This window comes from Clostridium sp. YIM B02555 (genome assembly GCF_022320955.1).
Lineage (GTDB): Bacteria > Bacillota > Clostridia > Clostridiales > Clostridiaceae > Clostridium > Clostridium saccharoperbutylacetonicum.
This window is the reverse complement of record NZ_JAKJJY010000033.1, coordinates 17,741-44,641: the sequence shown is the minus strand read 5'-3', so window position 1 is coordinate 44,641 and position 26,901 is coordinate 17,741. Positions and strand designations below refer to the sequence as shown.

Here is a 26,901-nt window from a genome sequence, read left to right as displayed (position 1 = left end):
AAGGTTGTTCCATTTTCTGCTTGTCATAAATTTACTTTAGGAACATGCAGAAATGGGGGCATCCTTCCACTTAGAACCCATCCAGCGAAAATTTCACTAGTCCTGTGGAAGATAAATATATCTGATTTCGGTAATTGTTGCATAAGTCTAATTCTCGCTTTGGATATCTATATAGGTCTTTTATATTCTTTAATAGGATAATATTGGTATAAAACGTCTAATTTTGGGAATAAAAAGAAGAATTAATAAGAAGAATATAAATTATTGGAGTTTAAGGAGTGATTTTATACGTTTAAAGAAAAATGCATTTACATTATTTATGAATTATGAGAGTATGTACTTGTTGAGAGTTAAATAGTTACTTACAAGCAATACAATGTATTATATGGATTAAATCACTATGAATGTAAAGGTATTAATGTAGGAGTTTAATTCAATATAAATAAAAAAATATGGTTATAAAATGGAGGAATGAAATGAAAAGAGAATTAAAAAAAAGCAAACAAATGAAAAAAGATTTCAAATTATTTTCACAAAGAGTAGCAGTAGCTACTTTAGCATCTTCAGTTGTTATGTCATCAACATTTATTACTGGTGCTAGTGCTAGTACATTAAGTGGAAATAAAAGTGCTACTGTCGCAAGTGATGCGAAGACGACAGAAACTACAAACAATTTAAGTATGGCTACAAGAACTACTTTAGCAGCAGTATCTGTAGTAAATAATTCAGTATCTATATTAGATAGTGAAGGGTGGTTAGAATCAGCAAGCGTAGAATGGAGTCCTGTTGAAGAGGCTAGTGGATATAATGTTTATTACAAAGCAGCAAATGGATCAGATTCTACATATAAACAATTAGACAATCAATTAATTAGAAAATATCAATCATATTTTAGAGCTGATGTATTAGGTTTAGCACAAGGAAATTATGTGATAAAAATAGTCCCTATTATAAATAATCAAGAAGCTTCTTCCTCACAAGCAATCACAAAAACTCTTAAAGTAGATGCAAATACAAGAGAAGGTTTTGCATTTTCAAAGCAATCATCAATGGGTACAGGTTCTGGTGGATATAAGGATGATGGTACTGTAGCAAGTAATGCAAAAATATTATATATTACAGCAAGCAATGTAAATACAATAACAGCAGATGTTATAACAAATGCTAAGGGAAGTAAAACTACTTGCACTGGTATTGTTAATATTTTAGCAGCACGTCAAAAGGGTTATGATAAATCTCCACTTATTATTCGTATGGTAGGAGAAATTAAAGGTTCTGATATTAATGGACTTAACAGTTCTGGGTATTTGCAATTAAAAGGCTGTTATAATGTGACTCTTGAAGGAGTAGGAGAAGATGCTACAGTTTATGGATGGGGAATACTTGTTAGAAATGCTCATAATGTAGAAGTTCGAAATCTTGGAATTATGATGTTCCCGGATGATGGAGTTTCACTCGATACAGATAATGAAAATATATGGGTGCATAATAATGACTTTTTCTATGGAGCACCTGGAAGTGATGCAGATCAAGTAAAAGGAGATGGATCTTGTGATATAAAACAAACTTCAACTTATGTTACAGTATCATATAATCATTTCCATGATTCAGGTAAAAGTTCACTTTGTGGTATGTCAGATACAAATAATTTCTTTGTAACCTATCATCATAATTGGTTTGATCATTCTGACTCAAGACATCCACGTATTAGGGTTGGTTCTGTTCACGTGTACAATAATTATTTTGATGGTAATTCAAAATATGGAGTTGGTGTTACAAAAGGTTCTTCTGTTTTTGTAGAAGGTAACTATTTTAGAAATTGTAAATATCCAATGTTGAGTTCGTTACAAGGCAGCGATATTTATGAAAATCCTAAAGGAGGCTTTTCAGGAGAAGCAGGTGGAATAATTAAAGCATATAATAATCAAATCGTAGGAGAAACAAGACTTGTTTATGCTAACCAAGATGCTAATCAATTTGATGCGTATTTAGCTTCGTCAAGAAATGAAGCAGTTCCAAGCACTTACAAGACAGTAAGTGGAGGAAATACTTATAACAACTTTGATACAGCTTCAAGTATGTATTCATATACACCAGACTCACCAGAAGCAGCAAAAGATAAAGTTACTGCTTATGCAGGAAGAGTAGATGGTGGAGATTTCAAATGGACATTTACAGATGCAGATGATGCTGATCATTCAATAAATACTGAATTAAAGGATAAGATTGTGAATTATACATCTGACTTAGTGGCTGTTGGAGGAAACTCAGCAACTAAATAAGACTAAAATAATGACTATAATTTTTTTGAAATTATAGTTAACGTGAACAATTACTATTTTAAAGGGATTGGTTTATATTTACTATAAAAGCTATATATAAATTCTAACTAGGATTATTGTACAGCTCAATTTAATGAATACTCAATTGATGTGACCATCAATTGATAATAGGACGTTAATCAATGGTACAAATACAAAATTAATATTACGTATAAATTATAATAAAAAAAGGGGATAGAATTATGTCAAAAAAATTAAAAACTTTATTAGCAAAATTAGCAGTTGTGTCTATGGCTCTATCTATTTGTTATGTTTCAGGAAATCCTTCTGTAAATACTTTTGCAGCAACAACTAGTTTAAAAACTACTACTAGCAGTGCTGTAACTTTCAAAGCTGCAGAGGTTGTTACAGTTAAAACTTTTGATGAATTAAAGGCAGCTGTTGCAGCAGCAGTGAGTGGACAAACAATTGAAATTGCAGCAGATAGGCTTGATTGTACAAGCCAGCTTGTACTTGATAAAGTAAATTCAGGTATTACAATAAAGGCAGCAGATGGATATTCTCCAGTGTTAGATTTTTCTTCATTTAGAGATGCTGCTAAGAAAGCAAGTCCTAAGGCAACTGGAGATTCATATGTAGGTGTTAGAGTAAGTGGAGGTAATTATACAATCCAAGGACTTACAATTGAAAAGGCATATGATAATGGCATGCTTATAAAGCCAAATTATAATAGTACATTACCAGCAGCAAAGCAAGTACCAGGAAAACCAGATGATAATAATATTATTGATTGTGTATTCAGCTATAATGGGGATGCAGGTCTTCAAATTTCAGGAAGTAATAGCCTTGAAAAAGCAGGAATTAGTGTACGTCCAAATAACAATACAGTTACTGGATGTGTAGCTTATAGAAACTTTGATATACTAACAAGTGGTGGAAATGCTGATGGATTTGCAGCAAAACTCTTCCTTGGAACAGGGAATGTATTCTCATATTGTGTATCAGCTGAAAACTCAGATGATGCTTGGGATAGTTTCGGTGTAGGAAATAGCGATTTAACCTATGATCATTGTGTAGCATATCATTGTGGTGATGCAACAGTTTATAGTGGAGCATATGATAAAGCTAATGGACTACCAGTTGATAATGATTTAACAATTGGTAAATGTAAAGGTAATGGAAATGGATTTAAGATGGGTTCTGGATCATCTAAATATGGAGCTCAAACAAATGGTGTTAGAAATATGACAGATTGTTTAGCGGTTGATAATATGTCAAAGGGATTTGATGAAAATAATGGAACTGGTACAATTAACATAACTAATGGTATGTCATTAGGTAATGCGAAAGGTGATTATCAGCTTGATCTTATGAAGGCTGGAACCTTTACCAATGTTCAAGCATTTGCTACAAAAAATTTAAAACAACCAATTGGTGGAACTGTAACAATTGTAGATGCAACAAAACAAGCAGCTATAAGAACAGAAGTAAATGCAGCAATAGCTAAGATGAGACAAGAACTTGCTAATAAAAAAATTCCAACACGTATGAACTTTAGTTTCTGGAAGTAATTAAACGAAAAGCCATACAAAATAGGTAATTAAATACCTAATTTTGTATGGTTTTTCTTTTTATCTGTGGATAATATATGAAAAGGACTATTTAAATGAGCTGTGTATAAGAAAATAATAAAAAACAAATCATATTCGCCTGCATAAAATGTTCTCATATGCAGCAGTCAATTTGATCTTGAAAAATATATAATAGAATATACATGTAACAAATGATATAATATATTTCGACATATGATTATAAATAAACGTTAAGATAAAATATTCAAATGAACGGAGATGCATTATGGAAATTATTTCAACGATTGTAAGTCAAATTAGCATTATGTATGTATTAATGATAATTGGGTTTATTGTATATCGTAAAAAATTAATTAATGATGAAGGCTCAAAACAGCTTTCAAATTTGTTAGTATGGGTTATTAATCCTATGATTATGTTAACTCGTTATCAAATGAATTTTTCATTGGAGAAGTTAATTCAGCTTGGAATATCATTTATAATTTCTTTAGCTGCGATGATAATAGGATTTTTAATAGGAAAAATTTTCTTTAAGAAGGAACAGAGGATTGATAAGTTTGCAATAGGTTTTGCAAATGCAGGCTTTATTGGTATTCCTTTAGTTACAAGCATTATAGGTTTAGATCAAGTCTTTTTCCTTTCAGCATATTTAGTTTGTTTTAATATTTTAAGTTATACATATGGAATTTACCTTGTATCAAATAACAAAAGTTTAGTTACCTTAAAAAGTATTGTGTTGAATCCAGGAATTCTTGCTGTAGTCATTGGATTGATAATTTTTATTTCACCAATAAAATTGCCGGATTTCTTATACAACTCTTTTAATTTAGTTGGACAGACTAATACCCCTATAGCTATGATTTTACTAGGTACATATATAGCAAAGAATAAGGTTATTACTTTGTTTAATAATAAATATGCTTATTTTGTTTGCTTTATAAAATTAATTGTAATTCCAATGGTAATATTAATTTTATTTAAATTTCTTCCAGAAAATCTAGCAGAAATCAAAAAAGTTGTATTAATAGCTATGTCCACTCCAGTTGGTCTTACAGTGCCAATGTTTTCACAAATGTATGGTGGGGATTATGAATATGGAGCTAAGTTAGTAGGTTTAAGCACTTTATTATCATTAATTACAATTCCTATGATATTGTATTTAGCAAATATTATTTGGTAAATGGAAGGCTGATTAATGATATTAACAGGTTAAGTCGAGAATTTAATGAAATAAAAACATAATAAAACAAGCACTAAAGGAAATTTTCATCGTGTACTAGGGATATAAAGTGAAATTATAAAAAACTATTGACTTTAGACTAAGTATATAGTTTATAATTATAAGTAATAAAATTAGTATAAATGCTTTTGGCGAGGATGTCATAACTTTTTGATGTCCTTGCTATTTTTTTGTAAAAGAAAATTATGGGGTATTAGAAACTTGAAAGAACTATCAAATATATATTTTTTAAGTATTAATGAACAGTGTGAAAAATTAACAAAACATAAATTATTTAAAAGAGTGATGTAAGATGATAAGTAAAATTAAGATAACAGCAAAAACTAAACTTTGTTTGAGAAATACTATATTATTTTCTATTTTGATCAGTGTTTCTGCTCAAATATATATTTACCCATTTAGCAGTCGATTTGTTTTAGGCCTTGGGGTAGTTGCAATTGGTTTTGTGCTTGCAATTACAGAGCGTTCTTATCCATTAATAATAGGAATAATCAGCGGGATTCTAACTACACTTATTCGAAGTTTTGGTTTAGCATGGGCTTCTTATAGCTATTCATTGGAAGTGGTAATACAATTTGCTCCAGCAGCTATATTTTATTTTGTTTATGGAATGTTAGGAACAATATTTCCGCTATATAAGCAGAATAAATCAATACTACGTTTATATCTTTCATTATTAGGTTTTGATGTAATATGTAACCTTATAGAGATATCGGTTAGAAGCATGATTTCCTTAGATGCTATTAAGATAATAGTTTTTACTGCAATTATACGTGCTTTTATACAATGTATGATTTTTTTAATATACAATTATCAAAAGTTATATATTAAAAAATCAGAACACCAGAAACGTTACGCGGAATTAAATTTAATGGTTTCAAAGATATATGCAGAAGCATTTTATTTACAAAAATCTACTAATGACTTAAATAATGTTATGAAGGAAGCTTATAATTTGTATGAAATGACTAAAGGTGAAGCACAAGTTTCAACTAAAGCTTTATCTATAGCGCAAAATGCTCATGAAATTAGAAAAAATAATGATCGCGTGCTTAAAGGTATTAATGCATTGGTGGAGAACGTTGAGAAAACTGAATATATGTCAGTCTCGGAAATTTTTTCTATAATATCGGATAACACTAAAAGACAGATAGAAAGTATAAATCCTAATATTTTCATAGAATTCAAATTAGAAAAAGATATCTATATAAGAAGGTATTATGATGTATTTGCAATCTTGAATAATTTGATTATTAATGCAATTGAAGCATGTGATGATAAGAGTACGATTAGTGTAATCGGTGAAATATCAGAAAAAGAACTTGCACTTATAGTTTGTGATAATGGTACAGGCATTGAGGAAGATGTATTACCATATATTTTTAATATTGGATTTTCAACTAAATTTAATCAGGATACTGGAGCTATGTCTACAGGAATAGGACTGTGTCATGTAAAAAATCTCATTGATGATTTAGGTGGTTCAATAGAAGTAAAAAGTCAGGTTAGTATGGGAACAAAGTTTATTGTTAAGATACCAATTGTAAAGTTGTAGGTGATAAGAAACTAGTTGAGAAAGAAATCCTTTTAGGGATTGCTATAATATATATTTTATGAAAAGTCGAGGGCTTTTCAGTATGAATTATGAAGTGTAAACATAAATTGCTACATTGATTATACAATGTGCAATATTTAATAGGGGGAGCTGTTTATGGAAACAACATTTATAGTTATTGATGACGATATAGCAATATGCAAGATTTTAGAGCAAACTATTAAGAAAAATCAATTAGGCAGGGTATTATCAATATTGACAACAGGAAAAAATGCAAAGGATACTATTTTAAAAATTAATCCTGATATTATACTAATTGATTTATTATTGCCAGAAGTTGATGGTATTGAAATTGTAAAGAATATTATTTGTAGTGGATATAAGGGGAAAGTTATAATGATATCTCAAGTTGAAGAGGGAGAAATGATTTCAAATGCATATAAGAGCGGGATACTTTTTTATATAAATAAACCTATAAATATGATTGAAACAATAAGTGTAATTACTAATGTGAAAAAGCAAGTTGAATTAGAAAAGTCCATTTCTATGATTAAGAGTGTAGTTCTTCAAGAAAATATTGAAAAAAATCAAAGTTCAAAAAAGGAATCAGAAGATTCATTAGAAGATAAATTAATGAGTATTTTTTCAGATATAAATATTGTAGGCACTGCAGGAGTAGATGAACTTAAGCTTGTTATATTGAATATAGTAAGTAAAAAACAAGCTAGTCCATCAAAGCCTTACCAACTTAAAGGAGTATATATGGACGTTGCAAGAGAGCTATATGGGGATATGTTAGCTTCTATTAATTGCAAATCTATGGAGCAGCGTATTAGAAGAACTATTACTAAGGCAATGACTTCATTAGCCAGTTTTGGAATTGAAAATGAAGAGAACAGTTTATATAAAGAATATGCATACTCCCTATTTGATATTAAGCAGGTGAAGCAAGAAATTAAACATTTGAAACATCCATCTTTTATTCAAGGAAAAATTAATACCAAAAAGTTTATAGAAGGAATATTGATTAAGATATTAAATTAAAACATATTTAAAAACTACAGAAAACTACAGAAAACACAAAATGATAAATCTCATTGACTTAAATACTTTGGAAATATATAATCTTATTCAAGATAAGTAGAAGCAAAGGAGCTTTGGTGTACATGCCAAGGCTCCTTTTTGGTTATATAGAAAAAATATGATTTTAGAAATTTGAAAGGCTTATGAATTCAAATGTGGTGCAGCCACGTTGTTGAAGAAACCTATAAAAATTATCATTGGAATGGAGAAAGAACTATGGAAGAGAATAGCAGAGGAAAAGAAAAAGTTAGTTTAAATACTGCACAGCTATTAGTCAAATGTTTGGAAGAAGAAGGCGTTAAATATATTTTTGGTATCCCAGGTGAGGAAAATCTGGAAGTCATGAATGCAATTAATGATTCATCTATTAAATTCATTACAACTAGGCATGAACAGGGTGCAGCATTTATGGCAGATATATATGGCAGACTAACAGGAAAAGCAGGAGTATGCTTAGCTACTTTAGGGCCAGGGGCAACTAATTTGGTTACTGGGGTTGCAGATGCTCATAGTGATGGAGCACCACTTGTTGCAATTACTGGTCAGGTTGGAACTGAAAGGATGCACATTACTTCACACCAATTCTTAGATTTATGTAAGATGTTTGAACCAATTACAAAGAGAACAAAGATGATAGTTCGACCTAATACAGTAAATGAAATTGTAAGAATTGCTTTTAAATATGCAGAAAGTGAAAAGCCAGGTGCATGTCATATAGATTTACCTGTTAATATAGCTAAGATGCCAGTTGAAGATTGTGAAAAGCCATTAATAAAAAAAATACCACCAAAGGAACTAGCGGAACTTGATACTATTGAAGAAGCTGCTGCTGCAATATTTAAAGCAAAGAATCCTATAATATTGGCTGGAAGCAGTGCAGTTAGAGGACAAGCTAGTGAAGCATTAACTAAATTTGCAACAGATTTAAAGATTCCCGTTGTCATGACGATGATGTCAAAAGGAATTATCCCTTGCGATAATCCTTATTCTATAGCAACTATCGGTATTCCACAAAAAGATTATGTAAATAAATTAATTGAGAAGGCAGACATGGTGATAGCAGTTGGATACGATATTGTTGAATATGCACCGTCAAAGTGGAATCCTAAAGGGGATATAGAAATCATACACATTGACACAAGGTCAGCACACATTAATAAATTGTATCAAACAAAAGTAGAAGTAATTGGTGATATTTCAGATTCACTTTTGAAGGTTGCAAGAAGAACTTCTAGAAAAGATGAGCCTAAATATGCTTTAGACATTAAGGAAAAACTTGAAATGGAAAATGAAAGCTATTCAAAGGACATGTCATTTCCTATGAAGCCACAAAAAATATTGGCAGATGTAAGAACAGTTATGGGAGCAGAGGATATTGTAGTTTCAGATGTAGGGGCACATAAAATGTGGATAGCACGACATTACAATTGTTATAAACCAAATACTTGCATAATATCTAATGGGTTTGCAACTATGGGAATTGGGGTACCAGGTGCAGTTGCAGCAAAATTAATAAATCCAGATAAGAAGGTGCTTGCAATTGCTGGGGATGGAGGCTTTATGATGAATTCTCAAGAAATTGAAACAGCTATTCGTATAGGAACTCCATTTGTAACTCTAATCTTTAATGATAGCAACTATGGACTTATAAAATGGAAGCAACTTGAACAATATGGTAAGAGCTGCTATGTGGATTTCACTAATCCGGATTTTGTGAAATTAGCAGAAGGTATGAATGCTAAGGGATATCGTATTGAAAAGGCTGAAGATTTAATACCAACACTAGAAGAGGCATTTAAGCAAACTGTCCCAGTTATTATTGATTGTCCAGTTGATTATGGTGAAAACATACGATTAACTGAACGCTTAAAAGAAATTTATGCTAGTGATAATTAAAAGATAATAAAGTAAAGAATGTTTAATTTAATAAGAGTGTAATTGAATTTTGAAGATGTGGGGATAAAGATTTGTATATGCGATTGTATAAGAATGTTTAATTTTAAAATTATGATAGTGTAAAGTGAGCTATGAAAAAAATCAAGGGGGCAAGAAATGATTAAATTAGATAATATAGTTAAAAATTTTGGGGATGTTCATGTATTGAAAAATGTTAGTTTAACAGTGGAGGAAGGGGAAAAACTGGTTGTTATAGGACCAAGTGGATCTGGTAAATCAACACTCATAAGATGTATGAACTATTTAGAAGAACCTACATCAGGAAAAGTTACTGTAGATGAGTGTGATTTAAGCTTAAAGAAAGAATTGGCTAAGGTGAGGCAATCAACTGCAATGGTTTTTCAACAATTTAATTTATATCCACACATGACAGTATTAGAGAATCTAACACTGGCACCAATAAAACTTCAAAATGTGAGTAAGAAGGATGCAGAAGAATCTGGATTGAAGTATTTAGAAAAAGTAGGACTAGAGGAAAAGGCAAATGCCTATCCAAGTCAATTATCAGGAGGTCAGCAGCAAAGGGTAGCAATAGCAAGAGCACTTAATATGCATCCAAAGATAATGTTATTTGATGAGCCTACATCAGCATTAGATCCAGAAATGATTCAAGAAGTCTTGGATGTTTTAGTGGGATTATCAAAGGAAAATATAACAATGGTGGTTGTAACTCATGAAATGGGATTTGCAAAGCAAGTAGCAGATAGAATTGTGTTTATGGATGGAGGTCAAATAATAGAAGAAGGAACTCCAGATGAATTTTTTTCAAATCCAAAGAATGAAAGAGCAAGAAGCTTTTTAAACAAAGTAATAAGATAAATAATATTATAAAAAAGGGGAGCTATATATGAAATTGAAAAAGGTATTTTTAGCATTAGGATTAGGAATGTGTATTATGATGTCAGGCTGCAGCTCAGCACAAACAGCAAGCAGTTCAGGGGGAAGTAGCTCTGAAGCAAAAGAGATACAAGCAATAAAAGATAGAGGGGTACTTAAAGTTGGGGTAAAAGTCGACGTACCTAAATATGGATATAAAAATCCTCAAAGTGGGCAAACTGAAGGTTTTGAAATTGATTTGTCAAAAGCAGTAGCAAAGAAATTATTAGGTGATGAAAACAAAGTTGAATTTCAAGGGGTTACAGCTAAGACAAGAGGTCCACTTCTTGATAATGGCGAAGTAGATATGGTTGCAGCGACATTTACTATTACAGATGAAAGAAAGAAAAGTTATAATTTCTCAGACTCTTATATAAAAGATGGAGTTGGATTACTTGTTAAAAAGAGTCTTGGAGCAAAATCATTAAAAGATTTAAATGGAAAAACTATAGGTGTGGCTCAAAGCTCTACAACTAAAGCGGCTCTAGAAGATGAAGCAAAGAAGCAAGGCATCACCCTTAAATATTCTGAACTTGGTGGCTATCCAGAACTTAAGGCAGCATTAGATTCAGGAAGAATTGATTGTTTTGCAGTTGATGCATCTATTTTAAATGGGTATGTAGATGATTCAACAGTGATTTTAGATGATAGATATAATCCTCAAGAATATGGTATTGCAAGTAAAAAAGATAATACTGAACTTGCTAAAGTTATAAATGGCGTAGTAAATGATATGAAATCTTCTGGTGAAATGGATAAATTAATTGCAAAGTGGGAAATTAAGTAATGAATGGACCTTTTTCGTTATTTAAATGGGAAGCACTTTTTAAAGACTTTAGCATATTCATTGAGGGATTTATAACAACACTTGAAGTATCAATATTAGGGCTTATACTGGCCCTAATACTTGGAGTCATTTTTGGAATGCTATCTACAAGTAAAATCAAATTTTTAAAAATTATAAGTAGAATATATGTTGAGATAATTCAAAATACGCCCCTTGTAATTCAAGTATTCTTCTTATTTAATGGTTTGCCATATGTAAAAATAGTATTGCCAGTGTTCCTTATAGGAGTACTTGGAGTAGGGGTATATCATGGAGCATATATATCTGAGGTTGTAAGAACTGGTATAACATCAATACCAAAGGGACAGTTTGAGGCTGCAAAATCACAAGGTTTTTCACACATTCAAACAATGAGATATATAATATTACCACAGACAGTAAAGATAATAATACCGCCACTTGCAAATCAGTTAGTAAATCTAATAAAAAATACATCTATATTAGCAATGATTGCAGGAGGAGACTTAATGTATACAGCTGATTCATGGTCAAGTTCAAATATGTACTATGGGCCAGCATATGTGATAACAGGTGTACTTTATTTCATATTGTGTTATCCACTTGCAATGTTTTCAAGGAAACTTGAGCTAAGAGAAAAAAAGAAATCGTCAATTAATATTGAAAAATCTATAGCTGCACAAACTGTTGCGGCGGAAGGAGGGCTATAATTATGTCAACAGTATTTAATCAAACCAATTTGATGTTTTTAATGCAAGGAATAAAATTAACATTAACTATAGCCCTAGTATCAATTATCCTTAGTATGTTTTTTGGAACTATTCTTGCCGTCTTAAGAAATTTTTCAAAAGGAATCTTAGGAAGATTTGCAGCTGTATATATAGAAATTTTTAGAAATACTCCATTACTATTATGGATATTATCTATTAGATTTTTAGTTCCAATAAAACCTATGTATTCAGGAATTCTATCATTTACACTATTTACTTCAGCAGTTATGGCAGAAATATTTAGAGGTGGGATGAATTCTGTAAGTAAGGGGCAATATGAAGCAGCTTATTCACAAGGTTTTTCGAAATTCCAAGCATTAAGATATATTATTTTGCCTCAAAGTTTTAGACGCTGTATTCCCACATTTTTATCACAGGCAGTTACTGTAATAAAAGATACATCCTTTTTATGGGCAGTTGGAATAGAGGAATTTACAGGAAAAGGTATGATTCTCATGGGAAGTTTTGTCTCATCATCCCAAATATTTTTATTGTTTGGAGCTATAGCAGGAACTTACTTTATAATTAACTTTGCTATATCATGTGGTGTTAGAAATATTAGAACTGAATATTAATAATATAAAATTCTATTAGAGCAGGTTTGTTATTAACCTGCTCTGTAAATTTTTCACTTATAGTGAAGTTTTTTCTTATATTTACGAATATAAAGAAGTAGATAATATAATTTATAAAACACAGAACGGAGGAATTTATTTATGAAGATAAATTCAAAAACATTGAGAAATGTTAAAATAACTAAAACCATAATATTAATATGGTTCTTGTCGCTTATAGGAACAGTTGCTATTGGAGGGGTAGGTTACTTTAGCACTAATAAGATGTATAATTTAACAAATCAAATTAATAGTGATGTCATTCCTAAACTGAAGGATTGGGGAGACGTTAATGGATATATGGGTGTTTTACGGAACACGTTAACAAAAATAATTGATAGGGATTTTGATCCTGCTAATGAAAAATCAATGCTAGAACTTCATGATAATATAACTACTATAATTGAGCAAGAAACAGTTGCAAGTAAAGGTGATGAAAATGAAGCAAAACTAGTTAATGATGCTAAAACAGCATTTGAACACTACTATTCCTTTATACCTAATATTATAGAACAAAGAAAACAAGGATTAACACCAGATAAACAAATAACTAATGTGGACATGGGAAAATACGGATCAGATTTGGCTAAAAATATTACTGATCTTGTAGATTATCAAAAGAATGCTGCTAATATAAAAAACGATGAAGCAAGAAAGCTTTACCACAATAATATGATTATATTTGGCATTATATTTGGATTATCTTTATTGATATTATCAATAATTTCATTGATAGTGGCTGTAGCTATAAAAAATCTTATAGGAGAATTTACAGCTAAATTAAAAACTTTATCAGAAGGTGATTTTACCATTGAAATTGATACAAGCTTGAAAAACGAGTTTGGTGTTATGAATGCAGCCTTGAAAAAAACTATTGATTCAATTGCAAATATCTTAAAAAATATTGAATCAGATTCAGGATTGATATCTGAACAAGCTAGTTCTCTGTCTAATCTATCTGAGGAAATGAATAATTCAACAAAAGAAATATCAAATGCAATAGAGGCTGTTGCTCAAGGTTCTTGTAATCAAGCAGCAGAACTTTCAACTATGAATAGCTCTTTAAATTCTTTTGGAGTAACACTAGATGATGTTGCAACGACTATAAGTGGTGTAGATAGTAGTACTAAGGAAATAAGTGCTAAAGCTCAAAATAGTAATAAGGAATTAACACAGTTAATAAGTTCAATAGGAGATATATCAAATTCCTTTAATGAAGTAACTTCAAAAATATCAAATTTAACTAATAGCGTTAAAGCTATAACTGAAATTACAGTTTTATTGAATGATATAGCTGAACAAACAAGCCTTTTAGCTTTGAATGCAGCAATTGAAGCAGCAAGAGCTGGAGAAGCAGGAAAAGGATTTTCTGTTGTTGCTGAGGAAATAAGAGATTTAGCTGAGCAATCAAAGAATTCTTCGAGTGATATTAATGAATTAATAAGTTCTATAGAAAATGAAACCAATGTAGTAACAAAAACTACTACTGATGCAAATGAAGCTCTTTCAAAGCAGATTTCTATTATAGATACATCAATAAATTCGTTTAAAGATATTATTGTTTCAATAGAAGCTATTATACCTAAGGTTAGTGAAATTAATAATTCTATATTAGAAGTAAATAAGAGTAAGAATAATATTATTTCTGTTGCAGAAAATACTTCAGTTGTTGCAGAAGAAAATTCTGCCTCAGCAGAAGAAATTTCAGCTACAACTCAAAATATGATAACTTCTTCAGATAAAGTAGAAGGAACCTCTAAGTTATTAAAAGAAAAGACAGCTTCAATGATAAATCAAATTGAAAAATTTACTCTATAACTATATAAATTTTTACTAATTTATGGTATCTTATTTATGTATGCATAATCAATAATAAATTTATTGGTTATGCATACAGTTGTTTAAAGGAGGTTTAATATGGCTAAGATTATGTTGATAGAGGATAATGAAAATATAAAAAATGAACTTATTGAATTTTTAAGAAGATATGGATATGAAGCTTATGGACCAAGCGACTTTGAAAATATAGTTGAAATAGCTTTAAAAGAGGAACCAAATTTAATTTTACTTGATATAAATCTTCCCTACTATGATGGATATTATATATGCAGGGAAATTAGAAAACAAAAGGATATACCTATAATAATTGTAACAAGCAGAGATAGTGAAATGGATGAAATTATGAGTATGAATCTTGGAGCTGATGACTTTATTACAAAACCATATAATACTCAAATACTTCTTGCAAGAATTGCAGCAGTTTTAAGGAGAACTTCAGGAGGCAATTCGGCTTCTGAAATAGTTGAACATAAGGGATTAAAGTTAAATATAACAAATGGAAGTGTAAGTTTTAAAGAAGAAAAAATTGATCTAACAAAAAATGAACTTAGAATACTTCTTTGTCTAATGAAAAATAAAGGTGGAATAGTTAAAAGAGATGACTTAATGGATTATCTATGGAATTCAGATATTTATGTAGATGATAATACATTGTCAGTGAATGTTACAAGATTAAGAAAGAAACTTCAAGAGATAGGGTTTAAAGATGGAATAGAGACTAAGAGAGGATTAGGTTATATTTTGTTATGAATACAAAGGAATATTTTCTTTCAAAGGCTCCATATATTGTAATTAATTTAATAGTATATTCGTTAATTCTTGTTATTATGGGGATAATTAATGTCTCTGGAGTTATAATGTTTGTTGTTTTTTTAATTTGGTTTTTGCCTTTGACCGTGTATATAATAATAGATTACTTTAAGAAGAAAAGTTTTTTTGATAATATCAATTCAATTATTGAAAATTTGGATAAAAAGTATCTGTTGCCTGAATTAATAAAATCACCAAATTTTTATGAAGGAAGAGTTATATATGAAACATTAAGTGACTGTAATAGAAATATGCATGAGCATGTTAATTTTTATAAACATCTTCAACAGGAATATAGAGAGTATATTGAAGCTTGGGTGCATGAAATAAAAACGCCAATATCATCATCAAAATTAATTATAGAAAATAGTGAAAGCAAAGATAAAAATGCTTTAGGAGATGAACTTAGAAAAATTGAAGGCTATATAAATCAAGCGCTGTATTATTCTAGAAGCACTGATGTAAGCAAGGATTATATAGTACGAGAATTTGAAATAAAGGAAGCAATTCAAGAGGTAATTAGAAATAATAGGAGGGATTTTATAAATAAAAAAATATCTGTAGACATTGAACAAGTGGTTGGAAAAGTGATTACAGATATTAAGTGGATAATATTTATTGTAAATCAAATTATTATTAATTCAATAAAATATAATAAGACTAATAATGCTCATTTAAAAGCTTATACAACGTTTGGAAAAGAAAATATCATATTAACAATTGAGGATAACGGAATTGGTATTCCTAAAAATGAGATAAATAGAGTTTTTGATAAAGGCTTTACAGGTGAGAATGGAAGAAAGTATGGGAAATCTACTGGGATAGGTCTTTATTTGTGCAAAAAACTTTGTGAAAAGTTAGGACTTGGAATATCCCTAAGATCTGTAGAAGGTGAAGGTACTGAGGTTAATATAATTTTCCCAATTGGAGACTTTTCAAATATAAAATAGTAGCAATTAGTAATTGAAATTTTAAATAATGATTGTTTTGATAATTTGAGTTAATATTCCCTAATATTACTCGATAATATAAGTAATGGATAATTTTGGGGGGAATAGCTGATGAAAGTTGAAGAGGAGAAGATCCTATCAGTACAAAAGAAGTGCTTTAAATCAATTTTAAAAGCTGATAAACACAAAAAAGAAGATTTCTCGAAAATTATTAAGAATTTTCAAAAAGTACATAAGAAGATGTTTAATGTATATTTAATAGCAGAAAAAATAGAAAATAATGCTGCTGTAAAGGCTGAAGAATATTTATTTATAAAAGAAAATGCACCAGGTCTATTACAAGCAGCCGAACTAGAAAATCAAAGGAAAAATGAAAGTAAAATAGAAGAAAAAATACAAAATTAATTCATTAAATGTAGAGCACTTACCTTATTTGAATAAGTAGGTGCTCTATATTTTATGATTATTATTTAATTTACCTTACAATAATGAAAGATATATGAAAGCTAATTCAATATGAAAAAAAGGTGCTAGATATTAGAATATAGTCATGGAGTTAGAAAAATCCAATTTAATTAGAAAACGGAGGAACAATTATGGAAAATATTTTAAACGTACAAAATGTAGAAAAGTATTATGGAAGTAAAGACAATGTGACTAAAGCACTTGATAATATAAGCTTTAAAGTTCAAAAAGGAGAATTTGTTGGAATTATGGGGCCTTCTGGTAGTGGGAAAACTACTTTGTTAAATTGTATTTCAACAATAGATAAAGTTTCTACTGGAGAAATAATAATAGATGAAGATGATATTACAAGATTAAAAAGTAGGAAATTAGAAAAATTCAGAAGAGATAAGCTTGGATTTATATTTCAAGATTTTAATTTATTAGATACATTAACTGCATATGAAAATATTGCATTAGCCTTGACAATTGCCGGTAAGCGAGGAAAAGAAGTTGATGAATTAGTTAGGAAATCAGCTGAAAGCTTAGAAATAACAGAAGTGCTAAACAAATTTCCATATCAAATGTCAGGAGGACAAAAGCAAAGGGTTGCATCAGCTAGGGCTATAGTAAATAATCCAAAGCTTATATTAGCGGATGAGCCAACAGGAGCTTTAGATTCTAAAGCTGCAAAATTGCTTTTAACTTCTATTGAAAAATTAAATAAAGAATTAGAAGCTACTATTTTGATGGTAACTCATGATGCTTTTACAGCAAGTTATGCTCATAGAATATTGTTTATTAAAGATGGAAAGATTTTTAATGAATTAGTCAGGGGAGAAGATTCTAGAAAAGATTTTTTTAATAAGATTATTGAAATTGTAACTCTTCTTGGAGGTGATTCTAAAGATGTATTCTAAAATGGCTCTAAACAATGTAAAGAAAAGCTTTAAGGATTATACTATATATTTTTTGACTTTAACTTTTGCAGTATGTATATTTTATAGCTTTAACTCAATTGAATCTCAATCTGTAATGGCTGATATGAGTAAAGGTCAGGCAGGATACGTTAAAGTAATGGAACAAATGATTTCAATTATATCAATAGGAGTTTCTGTTATTTTAGGTGGGTTAATAATATATGCAACTAAATTTTTGATTAGTAAAAGAAAAAAAGAATTTGGAGTATATATGATTTTAGGAATGGCCAAAAGAAAGATGTCAAAGATATTATTTTTTGAAACTTTATACATCGGTATAATATCCTTAGTGGCTGGATTATTACTTGGACTACTATTTTCACAAGTATTATCAATTTTTACCGCTAAACTTTTTGCAATGCAAATGACAAAATATAGCTTTGTAGTATCAACAAAAGCTATATTAAAAACAATCTTATACTTTGCAATAATGTATTTATTAGTAATGATATTTAATGTAATTATTGTTTCAAGATATAAATTGATTGATTTATTATGTGCAGACAAGAAAAATGAAAGGGTAAAGATTAGAAATCCTTTTTTAGCAGCACTTATTTTAATTCTTTCAATAATTGTTTTAGGCTATGCTTACTATTTAGTAAATAAGGCTGGCTTAAATTTCTATGATAATAGATTTAAAGCATCTATAGCCCTTGGAATTTTGGGAACTGGACTTTTCTTTTATGGAATTGCATCAGCTGCATTTTTTCTACTTCAAAAAAATGAAAATTTGTATTTAAGTGAATTAAATATATTTAATATAAGGCAGATTTCAAGTAAGTTTAATACTAATTTCATTTCTATGACAATAATTTGTTTAATGCTTCTTGTGACAATAGGTACTCTAGCATCAGGGCTTAGCATTAAAAATTCTATGGAAGGTACATTGAAAAATCAAACACCCTTTGATGCATCTATTGTATTATCTAGCAATAAAGGCAATGAGGTGCCTTCAACAATTGATGTTTTAAAACAGTTGAATTTGGATTTAGATAAGGATATTAAGTATTTCACTATTGCAAGTTATGAATATAATGCAAGTGCAAAAGATTTATTGAATAAGTATGCAGTTACTGATGATCAAAAAGGTGTGCTAAATATGAAGATTTTTGAAAAACTAAGTATGATTAAAGTATCTGAATATAATGACATGAGAAACTTAAAAGGTGAAGCAAAAATAAATCTTAAGGATAATGAAATTTTAGTATCCTCGAATTACGAACCGTTAAAAGAATTATTAACTAAGTTTGTAAATAATGAAAACTCAATAAAACTTGGAAATAAGGAATTTAACCTTAAAGAAAAGAAAGTTAATGAGGAGGCTTTTTCAACTTCACCTTCAAGTGATAGTTTATTAACCTTAATCGTTCCAGATAATTTAGTGGAAGGCTTGAAACCAACAGAACAAATGGTGAACTTGAATTTTACTGGAGACAATAAAGAAAAAGCTAAAGCAGAATTAACTACTATACTCAATGATTTTACCTATAATGCTGGCAATGAAAGTGAAAAAGCTAATTATAATATTTATGGGTTTACAAGGGAAATGGCATATGAGGCCAATAGAGGCGTATCAGCATTAATATTATTTATAGCTGTATATTTAGGAATAGTATTTTTACTAGCAAGTGCAGCAGTATTAGCACTTCAACAATTATCTCAGTGTAATGAATCAATAGAACGATATAGAGCTCTAAGAAAAATAGGTGCAACTAAGAAGATGATTAATAAAAGTATATTTAAGCAAGTGGCAATATTCTTTACATTACCATTAGGTCTTTCAGTAGTCCATTCTTATGTTGGAATAAAAGTGGTAAACAATTATTTAATTGTATTAGGTTCTTCAGACCAGTTAAAATCTATTTTAGTTACAGCTTTGATAATGGTTATAGTTTATGGCGGATACTTATATGCAACTTATATAGCTTACAAGAATGTAGTTGCAAATGAATATAATTAGTTATTAATCCAAAGCGAGAATCAGAATTATGCAACAATTACCGAAATCAGATACATTTATCTTCCACAGGACTAATGAAATTTTCGCTGGAAGGTTCTAAATGGCGGCTTGTCGTCATTTCAGCGTGTTCCAGATGTAAAATCCCCAAGGAGAAAGTTCATGTTTCCAAATATAAAAGCTCCAGGGAGAAAGTTCGTGTTTCCAAATATAAAATTTGGACACTTACTTTTTGGACATTCACTTTTGGACAAGCTGAAATGAAACAAGCCCCCATTAATACCCTTCAACAGCTCAATTTCACATGCCTGCTTCCAGAAAAATGTATCTAATTTCTAGTGTAGTGTTACGATTATAATTTCTTAATGATGCATTTATATTCCATTTATAAGTTTGATTATTAATTGGGATATCTATAGAATAAATATGCATTGAAAAAGTAATTATTGAAAGATTAAAGACTTTAAGTGGAAATCAAAATACATTGATTATTGAGCATTGACAATTGATCAATGTAACATATATATTAAGGCATATTAAAAATTTAAATTAGTTTTAGTATGCTTTTTTATTAGTGATTATAGAATTATTATCTAAAATATAGTAAATTATATAGTAGTATACATAAACTTATTAAAGTAGGAGGAAAAATTATGTACGATAAAATAATGGAATCAGTAGAATACATTAACAGTAAGGTTAATAGAAAGCCTAAAATTGCAGTAATCCTTGGAACAGGGTTAGGAGATTTGGTTAGTGAAGTAAAAGAAGTAGAAGAAATTCCTTATGAGAATATTCCAAACTTTCCTGTGTCAACAGTTAAAGGACATGAAGGTAAGTTAGTATTTGGAAAAATTAATGGAATAGAAGTAATGTTAATGCAGGGAAGATTTCATTACTATGAAGGTTACACAATGAAGGAAGTTACATATCCAATATATGTAATGAAAAAATTAGGTATAGAAAAAATCGTTGTAACTAATGCTTGTGGTGGAATAAATAAAAGTTTTGAGCCAGGAACATTAATGATCATTAATGACTTTATAAATTTATTTGGAGATAATCCTTTAATTGGAATAAATGATGAGAGACTTGGGCCAAGATTCCCTGATATGTCAGAGCCTTTTAAGTTAGAATTTATTGATAAGGCAAAGAAAATAGGAGAGGAATTAAAAATAAATTATGCAGAAGGAGTTTATGCAGGATTTATGGGACCTTATTATGAAACTGCAGCAGAAATAGTGATGATTGGACGTCATGGAGCTGATGCAGTTGGAATGTCAACTGTACCTGAGACTATAGTTGCAAATTATTTAGGAATGGATGTACTTGGAATAGCTTGCATAACTAATATGGCTACAGGAATACAAAAAGTAAAACATTCTCATGATAGAGTAGTAGAAATAGCTCAAAAGGCTTCTATAGATTTATGTAAGTGGGTAGCAAGGATTATAGAAGAAATTTAGTAATATGTAGACTGAGATTGGGTATAATAAATAAAGTTTGGAGACTATTGTAACGTGAGTTGCAATAGTCTCTAAATATTATTGAATATTTTCATAATATAAGATATAATTTGCTAAAATGTATGTAAAAAAAGTATAAATAGAGAATAGTTTCTTAAATTAGGAGAATTAATATGATTATGTGGATTAGAAATAAAATTTATTCACTTTTTTCAAGCAATCAGTATTCATTCAAACGTCAAAATATAAAGATATGCTTAATATACGCTATAATTGGTATTGTTTGGATTTATTTTTCAGATACAATTATTGCAATAATTGTAAAGGATCAGAATGGAATATTAAAATTCAGTATTTATAAAGGTTTTCTATATATAATTGTAACAACAATCATTCTCTATTTATTAATTGGAACATTTTTGAAAAAAATATATTTTGTAGAACGACAACTTAATAATACTCATGAAGAGCTTGAAGCTTATGCTCAGCAATTAGCTGCTTATGAAGAGGAATTACGAAGTCAATATGAACAAATAAATGAAGAGCAGCAAAAACTAAATAAAAGCGAAGAAAAGAGTAGAGCAATTATTAAAGCTATTCCAGATGTCTTGTTTATTATCAATTTTCAAGGTGTTTTTATAGGATGTGAAACCGATGATGATAATTTGCTATTAGTATCAAGAGAAAAATTTATAGGAAGAAGTATTGCAGAAATTATGCCAAATGAAGTGGCTGAACTAGCTGATAAAAGTTTAAAACGTTTATTTGAAACCGGTGATTTACAAAGTTTTGAGTATAAGTTAATTGATGAAGGAATTGAAGGCTATTTTGAAATAAGAATGGTTAAGAATGGAGAAAATGAAGTATTAGCTATATTAAGAGATATAACTGTTAGAAAGAAATTAGAAGAAAGTTTGCAATACTTAAGTTATAATGATCAATTAACAGGACTATATAATAGACGTTTCTATGAGGATGAATTGATTAGGTTAGATGTGAAAAACAATTTTCCTCTGACCATAGTTTTAGGTGATGTAAATGGCTTGAAATTAATTAATGATTCTTTTGGTCATGTTGTGGGGGATGAGTTAATTAGAAAAACAGCACAAATAATAAAAGAAGGCTGTAGACCTCAAGATATTATCGTTAGGTTAGGCGGAGATGAATTTGTTATTTTGATGCCTAAAACAGATACCGATGAAGCAGAAAGGATTATTAAAAATATTAATAGTTTAGCTAAAGAGGAAAAAATACAGAATATAGATTTGTCTATTTCTTTTGGATATGAGACAAAACATAATGTGGAAGAGAATATCCAAGATATATTTAGAAAAGCTGAAGATTATATGTATAAAAGAAAGCTTTTTGAAAGTTCAAATATGAGGGGAAAAACTGTTAGTACAATAATTAATACCCTTAATGAAAAGAATAGGAATGAAGAACAGCATTCAATTAGAGTATCACAATTATGTGAAGCTATGGGGATGAGGCTCAAGTTACCAGAGACAAGAGTTCAAGAGTTAAAAACAGCTGGATTATTGCATGATATAGGAAAAGTAGCAATAGCAGAAAGTATTCTTAATAAGACAGGAAAACTTACAGTTGAAGAATATAATGAAATTAAGCGACACCCTGAAATTGGATTTAGAATATTAAGTACAGTAAATGAATTATCAGATATTGCAGAGTATATACTTTCCCATCATGAAAGATGGGATGGAAGTGGATATCCTAAGGGGATTAAAGGTGAAGAAATTCCTATGGAAGCACGCATTATATCAATTGCAGATACATATGATGCAATAACTAGTGATAGAAGTTATCGAAAAGCATTAACAAAGGAGTTTGCGATAGAAGAATTAAAGCGAAACTCTGGAAGTCAATTTGATCCTAAATTAGTTAATTTATTTGTAGATGAAGTGTTTAATTTTTTATAGGATTTGCATTATGTTTCAAAAAGTTGTATAATTTTGGATTAAGTATTACTTAATGGAAAAAATGTATTGACATGATAATTATTAGATATTAAGAGAAGGAGAATATCTTGATAATTTTAGTTGTCATGTCTTAATATCATTGAAAGGAGATGTTATGTTTAAAATTAGACAAAGTTTTGAGCAGTATAGGGGACTACCGAGGGAAATTTATATTCTTTTTATTGGGAGAATTATAAATTGCCTTGGATCCTTTGTTGGCCCTTTGATGACGCTTATTTTAACACAAAAATTTGGTATGTCTTCAGCTGAATCTGGAAGCTTTATTGCATTGCAATCATGTTTGCAGGGGATTGGTTTGGTGATAGGTGGAAAAATGGTTGATTCCTTTGGTCGTAAAAAAGTAATAGTTGTATGTCAATCATTAGGTGCTGTTTTGATTATTTTATGTGGAATTATACCAATATCAATGCTTACGGCTAAAATGATGATAGCATCATCCTGCCTTTATTCAATGGCATTTACAGCGTATGATGCATTGCAAGCAGATGTTACAAATACTAAAAATAGAAAAGTTTCATATTCCTTATTATATATGGGAATAAATATTGGGTTTGCTATTGGACCAATTATTGGAGGGTTTCTATATAAAAGTTATCTATCATTAGTATTTATTGGTGATGCAGTTACAACTATAATTTCTATGGTTCTTGTTATGGTCTTAATTAAAGAGAAAACAATTTATAAAAGTACAATAGAGAATGAAGAAGAAAACAAAATGGAAGAAAGAAATGAGTTAGAAGATAATGTAGAAGGCTCAGTATTTAAAATTTTAATGAGTAGGCCAATTCTTCTTGTATTTTGTATGATTATGTTTTTTAGAAATTTTACATATGCAGAGTGGCCTTTTGCTTTGCCGCTTCAACTTGGAAAGATATATGGAAGTGATGGAGCAAGTATGTTTGCGTTATTAGGAGCTGTAAATGGGACGATTGTAATAATTGGAACGCCTTTCCTAATGAAACTAACTAAAAAATTCTCGGAATTAATGAATATATGTTTAGGGAACTTTATATATGTAATTTCCTTTTTTATGTTTGGATGCATAGGTTCTATGCCGTTGTTTATTATGGCGGTTTCGCTTATGACTTTTGGAGAGATAATTGGAGCAGCAAATTCATCTGCCTTTATTTCCAATAATTCTCCGGCATCTCATAGAGGTAGATTAAACTCAACCTTATCAATAATAATAATGAGTGGTGGTGCACTTTCTCCTATGATAATTGGAAATATAATAGAGAAGTATGGATTAATGCCAGGATATACCTTGGCTGCCGCTAGTGCTTTATTAGCTGTGGTTTTAGGAATTATTGCAGAGAAAATTGCAAAAAATCGAATGATTATTAGGAATAGCGCAACTATTTGATAGCAAGAATTATTTGACAATTTTTATTGTTTATTCTAAAATATTTTTTGGGAAAAAATTAAGAGGAGTGGTTATACATGATAAAAGAAAATGGTAATATTTCAATTGATACTGAGAACATATTTCCTATTATTAAGAAATGGCTATACTCTGATAAAGACATATTTATAAGAGAAGTAATAAGTAATGCATGTGATGCAATTAGCAAATTTCAAAGGTTAGTTTCTCTTGGAGAGGCAAATAACAATGGAGATGATATATATAAGGTTACAGTATCAGTAAATAAGGAAAAGAAAACTCTTAAATTTATTGATAATGGTATTGGTATGACAGAAGAAGAGGTTAAAAAGTACATTAACCAAGTAGCTTTTTCTGGAGCAACTGACTTTATGGAAAAGTACAAGGACAAAATGGATGAAGGAAAAGATATAATTGGACATTTTGGACTTGGGTTTTATTCAACTTTTATGGTATCAACTAAGGTACAAATAGATACTCAATCTTATAAAGAAGGAGCAGAAGCTGTAAGATGGGAATGTTCAGGTGGTACTGAGTATGAAATTGCACCTTCAGAGGAAAGAAAAACAAGAGGTACAACTATCACATTATTTATAGATGATGAAAGTACAGAGTTTTTAGAAGAATACAAGGTTAGAGAAATAATAAAGAAATATTGTTCATTCTTACCAACAGAAATATATTTAGAAGATGAAAATAAGCCAAAAGAAGAACCTAAATATGAAACAAAGAAAAATGAGGATGGAACTGAATATCAAGAATTAGTTGAGCCAGAAGCACCAAAACCTTTAAATGATACAAATCCATTGTGGGTTAAGGCTCCTAAGGATTGTACTGATGAAGAATACAAAGATTTCTATAGAAAAGTATTTATGGATTTCAATGAACCTTTGTTTTGGATTCATTTAAATGTAGATTATCCATTTAATTTAAAAGGAATATTGTATTTCCCTAAATTAACTCATGAATTTGAAGCAACTGAAGGTCAAGTAAAATTATATAACAACCAAGTGTTTGTTGCTGATAATATTAAGGAAGTAATTCCAGAATTCTTATTATTATTAAAAGGTACAATAGATTGTCCTGATTTGCCTTTAAATGTTTCAAGAAGCTTCCTTCAAAATGATAAAGAGGTTTCAAAAATTTCAAATCATATAGTTAAGAAGGTTGCAGATAAATTAGTAGATTTATTTAAAAATAGCAGAGAAGAATTTAATAAGTTCTGGCCAGACATACAAATATTCATTAAATATGGTTGCTTAAGAGATCCAAAATTCTATGATAAGATAAAAGAAATAGTTATCTTCAAGAATTTAAAAGGTGAATTTGTAACATTAAAGGATTATCTTGAAGCTAATAAGGAAAAGCATGAAAATAAAGTCTTCTATGCTAATGATGAAAAACAACAATCACAGTACATTAAAATGTTCAAAGAATATGACTTAGATGCAGTGATTTTAGATTGCTCATTAGATGATCACTTTATTTCGTTCTTAGAAATGCATGAAGCAGGGGTTAAATTCAACAGAATTGATTCAGATATTTCAGATACATTAGGAAGCAAAACTGATGAAAATGATGAGACTGCAAAAGCATTAAATAAGGAAATTGAAGAGTTATTTAAAACTTCTCTCGGAGATAAAATTAAGAATTTATCAGTAGAAGGATTAAAAAATGAAGAAACTCCAGCACTTATACTTGTATCTGAAGAATCGAGAAGAATGGCTCAAATGAGCAAGATGTATGCAAAATCAGGAATGAGTTTCCCAGGAATGTTTGATGAAGAAAAAACTTTGGTAATTAATAATAACAATGCTATTATTAAAAAACTTTTAGAGGTATATAAGGATGATGGGAAAAAGGATGAGGTTAAGTTTATTTGTGAGCATATTTTAGATTTAGCTAAGATTGCTAACAAGGAATTAGATGCAAGTGAAATGGATGAATTTATAAAAAGAAATAATCAATTATTAAGTAAGGTTATATTATTATAATTTAATTGAATAGACAATGTGTTAAAATGGTTCTAAGCATCTAAAATAAATTTATAGGATGCTTAGAATCTATTTTTTTTCATCTAATTAGACAATTAATGATATGAAGATCATTGGAAAAATAAGGATGGAATATAACAAATTTAGTACTTTTAAAAAAATATATGAAAATTGAAATTGGATTTTAAATATGATAAAATATTTCTATATAAATTATAGCACGGTTTGACAAGGATGTTTAATTTGTGAGGAGCGTGGTTACAATTTATAAATTGTAACCAATAAGAAAGGAATATGCTGAATTTGTATG

At 29.5% G+C, this 26,901-nt stretch carries 21 protein-coding genes; all 21 read left to right on the top strand.

Going from position 1 to position 26,901, the window contains the following annotated elements; genetic code table 11:
• Window positions 1-201 (top strand): hypothetical protein (locus L3B98_RS27160; RefSeq protein ID WP_238918999.1); only part of this gene is annotated, 201 nt, incomplete at its 5' end.
• 275 nt (window positions 202-476) lie between these two features.
• Window positions 477-2,282 carry a pectate lyase gene (locus L3B98_RS27155; RefSeq protein ID WP_238918998.1) on the top strand — a complete coding sequence of 602 codons (1,806 nt, stop codon included), beginning with the start codon at window positions 477-479 and terminating at the stop codon, window positions 2,280-2,282.
• A 242-nt stretch (window positions 2,283-2,524) separates the two neighbouring features.
• Window positions 2,525-3,853, top strand: a complete 1,329-nt coding sequence (locus L3B98_RS27150; RefSeq protein WP_238918997.1) for a pectate lyase — start codon at window positions 2,525-2,527, stop codon at window positions 3,851-3,853.
• 286 nt (window positions 3,854-4,139) lie between these two features.
• On the top strand, window positions 4,140-5,054 hold the full coding sequence (locus tag L3B98_RS27145) for an AEC family transporter (RefSeq protein ID WP_238918996.1): 915 nt from the start codon (window positions 4,140-4,142) through the stop codon (window positions 5,052-5,054).
• A 352-nt stretch (window positions 5,055-5,406) separates the two neighbouring features.
• On the top strand, window positions 5,407-6,669 hold the full coding sequence (locus tag L3B98_RS27140) for a sensor histidine kinase (RefSeq protein WP_238918995.1): 1,263 nt from the start codon (window positions 5,407-5,409) through the stop codon (window positions 6,667-6,669).
• Between the two features lie 156 nt (window positions 6,670-6,825).
• Window positions 6,826-7,713, top strand: coding sequence for a response regulator (locus tag L3B98_RS27135; protein WP_238918994.1), 888 nt, complete (start codon window positions 6,826-6,828; stop codon window positions 7,711-7,713).
• A gap of 255 nt (window positions 7,714-7,968) precedes the next feature.
• Window positions 7,969-9,648, top strand: coding sequence for an acetolactate synthase large subunit (locus L3B98_RS27130; protein ID WP_238918993.1), 1,680 nt, complete (start codon window positions 7,969-7,971; stop codon window positions 9,646-9,648).
• A 156-nt stretch (window positions 9,649-9,804) separates the two neighbouring features.
• Window positions 9,805-10,527, top strand: a complete 723-nt coding sequence (locus L3B98_RS27125) for an amino acid ABC transporter ATP-binding protein (protein ID WP_015391710.1) — start codon at window positions 9,805-9,807, stop codon at window positions 10,525-10,527.
• A gap of 28 nt (window positions 10,528-10,555) precedes the next feature.
• Window positions 10,556-11,371 carry a transporter substrate-binding domain-containing protein gene (locus L3B98_RS27120; RefSeq protein ID WP_077361541.1) on the top strand — a complete coding sequence of 272 codons (816 nt, stop codon included), beginning with the start codon at window positions 10,556-10,558 and terminating at the stop codon, window positions 11,369-11,371.
• The gene (locus L3B98_RS27115) at window positions 11,371-12,099 is read left to right on the top strand and encodes an amino acid ABC transporter permease (protein WP_238918992.1); all 729 of its coding nucleotides are present in this window, start codon (window positions 11,371-11,373) and stop codon (window positions 12,097-12,099) included. Before L3B98_RS27120 ends, L3B98_RS27115 begins: the two co-directional genes overlap by 1 nt.
• Window positions 12,100-12,101: 2 nt before the next feature.
• A complete protein-coding gene (locus L3B98_RS27110; RefSeq protein ID WP_015391713.1) occupies window positions 12,102-12,734 on the top strand; it encodes an amino acid ABC transporter permease in 633 nt (210 codons plus the stop codon).
• Window positions 12,735-12,875: 141 nt separating this feature from the next.
• Window positions 12,876-14,591: a methyl-accepting chemotaxis protein gene (locus L3B98_RS27105; RefSeq protein ID WP_238918991.1), complete on the top strand. Its 1,716-nt coding sequence runs from the start codon at window positions 12,876-12,878 to the stop codon at window positions 14,589-14,591.
• Between the two features lie 99 nt (window positions 14,592-14,690).
• Window positions 14,691-15,362, top strand: a complete 672-nt coding sequence (locus L3B98_RS27100) for a response regulator transcription factor (RefSeq protein ID WP_238918990.1) — start codon at window positions 14,691-14,693, stop codon at window positions 15,360-15,362.
• Window positions 15,359-16,372, top strand: a complete 1,014-nt coding sequence (locus L3B98_RS27095; protein ID WP_238918989.1) for a sensor histidine kinase — start codon at window positions 15,359-15,361, stop codon at window positions 16,370-16,372. The genes L3B98_RS27100 and L3B98_RS27095 overlap by 4 nt, the downstream gene beginning before the upstream one ends.
• Before the next feature lie 111 nt (window positions 16,373-16,483).
• The gene (locus L3B98_RS27090) at window positions 16,484-16,777 is read left to right on the top strand and encodes a hypothetical protein (RefSeq protein ID WP_238918988.1); all 294 of its coding nucleotides are present in this window, start codon (window positions 16,484-16,486) and stop codon (window positions 16,775-16,777) included.
• 191 nt (window positions 16,778-16,968) lie between these two features.
• Window positions 16,969-17,736, top strand: a complete 768-nt coding sequence (locus L3B98_RS27085) for an ABC transporter ATP-binding protein (RefSeq protein ID WP_015391718.1) — start codon at window positions 16,969-16,971, stop codon at window positions 17,734-17,736.
• Window positions 17,726-19,756 carry an ABC transporter permease gene (locus tag L3B98_RS27080; protein ID WP_015391719.1) on the top strand — a complete coding sequence of 677 codons (2,031 nt, stop codon included), beginning with the start codon at window positions 17,726-17,728 and terminating at the stop codon, window positions 19,754-19,756. The genes L3B98_RS27085 and L3B98_RS27080 overlap by 11 nt, the downstream gene beginning before the upstream one ends.
• Window positions 19,757-20,406: 650 nt before the next feature.
• A complete protein-coding gene (locus L3B98_RS27075) occupies window positions 20,407-21,219 on the top strand; it encodes a purine-nucleoside phosphorylase (protein WP_015391720.1) in 813 nt (270 codons plus the stop codon).
• Between the two features lie 173 nt (window positions 21,220-21,392).
• Complete coding sequence (locus L3B98_RS27070) at window positions 21,393-23,156, top strand: HD-GYP domain-containing protein (protein WP_238918987.1); 1,764 nt, start codon at window positions 21,393-21,395, stop codon at window positions 23,154-23,156.
• Between the two features lie 154 nt (window positions 23,157-23,310).
• Entirely contained in the window at window positions 23,311-24,579 is a 1,269-nt protein-coding gene (locus tag L3B98_RS27065) for an MFS transporter (RefSeq protein ID WP_238918986.1), read from the top strand.
• 77 nt (window positions 24,580-24,656) lie between these two features.
• A complete protein-coding gene (gene htpG, locus L3B98_RS27060; RefSeq protein WP_238918985.1) occupies window positions 24,657-26,591 on the top strand; it encodes a molecular chaperone HtpG in 1,935 nt (644 codons plus the stop codon).
• Window positions 26,592-26,901: the final 310 nt, after the last annotated feature.

What these genes read in the sequence shown, in the direction of transcription:
- L3B98_RS27155 (WP_238918998.1), top strand. Translation starts at nt 477, where the DNA reads ATGAAAAGAGAATTAAAAAAAAGCAAACAAATGAAAAAAGATTTCAAA.
- L3B98_RS27150 (WP_238918997.1), top strand. Translation starts at nt 2,525, where the DNA reads ATGTCAAAAAAATTAAAAACTTTATTAGCAAAATTAGCAGTTGTGTCT.
- L3B98_RS27145 (WP_238918996.1), top strand. Translation starts at nt 4,140, where the DNA reads ATGGAAATTATTTCAACGATTGTAAGTCAAATTAGCATTATGTATGTA.
- L3B98_RS27140 (WP_238918995.1), top strand. Translation starts at nt 5,407, where the DNA reads ATGATAAGTAAAATTAAGATAACAGCAAAAACTAAACTTTGTTTGAGA.
- L3B98_RS27135 (WP_238918994.1), top strand. Translation starts at nt 6,826, where the DNA reads ATGGAAACAACATTTATAGTTATTGATGACGATATAGCAATATGCAAG.
- L3B98_RS27130 (WP_238918993.1), top strand. Translation starts at nt 7,969, where the DNA reads ATGGAAGAGAATAGCAGAGGAAAAGAAAAAGTTAGTTTAAATACTGCA.
- L3B98_RS27125 (WP_015391710.1), top strand. Translation starts at nt 9,805, where the DNA reads ATGATTAAATTAGATAATATAGTTAAAAATTTTGGGGATGTTCATGTA.
- L3B98_RS27120 (WP_077361541.1), top strand. Translation starts at nt 10,556, where the DNA reads ATGAAATTGAAAAAGGTATTTTTAGCATTAGGATTAGGAATGTGTATT.
- L3B98_RS27115 (WP_238918992.1), top strand. Translation starts at nt 11,371, where the DNA reads ATGAATGGACCTTTTTCGTTATTTAAATGGGAAGCACTTTTTAAAGAC.
- L3B98_RS27110 (WP_015391713.1), top strand. Translation starts at nt 12,102, where the DNA reads ATGTCAACAGTATTTAATCAAACCAATTTGATGTTTTTAATGCAAGGA.
- L3B98_RS27105 (WP_238918991.1), top strand. Translation starts at nt 12,876, where the DNA reads ATGAAGATAAATTCAAAAACATTGAGAAATGTTAAAATAACTAAAACC.
- L3B98_RS27100 (WP_238918990.1), top strand. Translation starts at nt 14,691, where the DNA reads ATGGCTAAGATTATGTTGATAGAGGATAATGAAAATATAAAAAATGAA.
- L3B98_RS27095 (WP_238918989.1), top strand. Translation starts at nt 15,359, where the DNA reads ATGAATACAAAGGAATATTTTCTTTCAAAGGCTCCATATATTGTAATT.
- L3B98_RS27090 (WP_238918988.1), top strand. Translation starts at nt 16,484, where the DNA reads ATGAAAGTTGAAGAGGAGAAGATCCTATCAGTACAAAAGAAGTGCTTT.
- L3B98_RS27085 (WP_015391718.1), top strand. Translation starts at nt 16,969, where the DNA reads ATGGAAAATATTTTAAACGTACAAAATGTAGAAAAGTATTATGGAAGT.
- L3B98_RS27080 (WP_015391719.1), top strand. Translation starts at nt 17,726, where the DNA reads ATGTATTCTAAAATGGCTCTAAACAATGTAAAGAAAAGCTTTAAGGAT.
- L3B98_RS27075 (WP_015391720.1), top strand. Translation starts at nt 20,407, where the DNA reads ATGTACGATAAAATAATGGAATCAGTAGAATACATTAACAGTAAGGTT.
- L3B98_RS27070 (WP_238918987.1), top strand. Translation starts at nt 21,393, where the DNA reads ATGATTATGTGGATTAGAAATAAAATTTATTCACTTTTTTCAAGCAAT.
- L3B98_RS27065 (WP_238918986.1), top strand. Translation starts at nt 23,311, where the DNA reads ATGTTTAAAATTAGACAAAGTTTTGAGCAGTATAGGGGACTACCGAGG.
- htpG (WP_238918985.1), top strand. Translation starts at nt 24,657, where the DNA reads ATGATAAAAGAAAATGGTAATATTTCAATTGATACTGAGAACATATTT.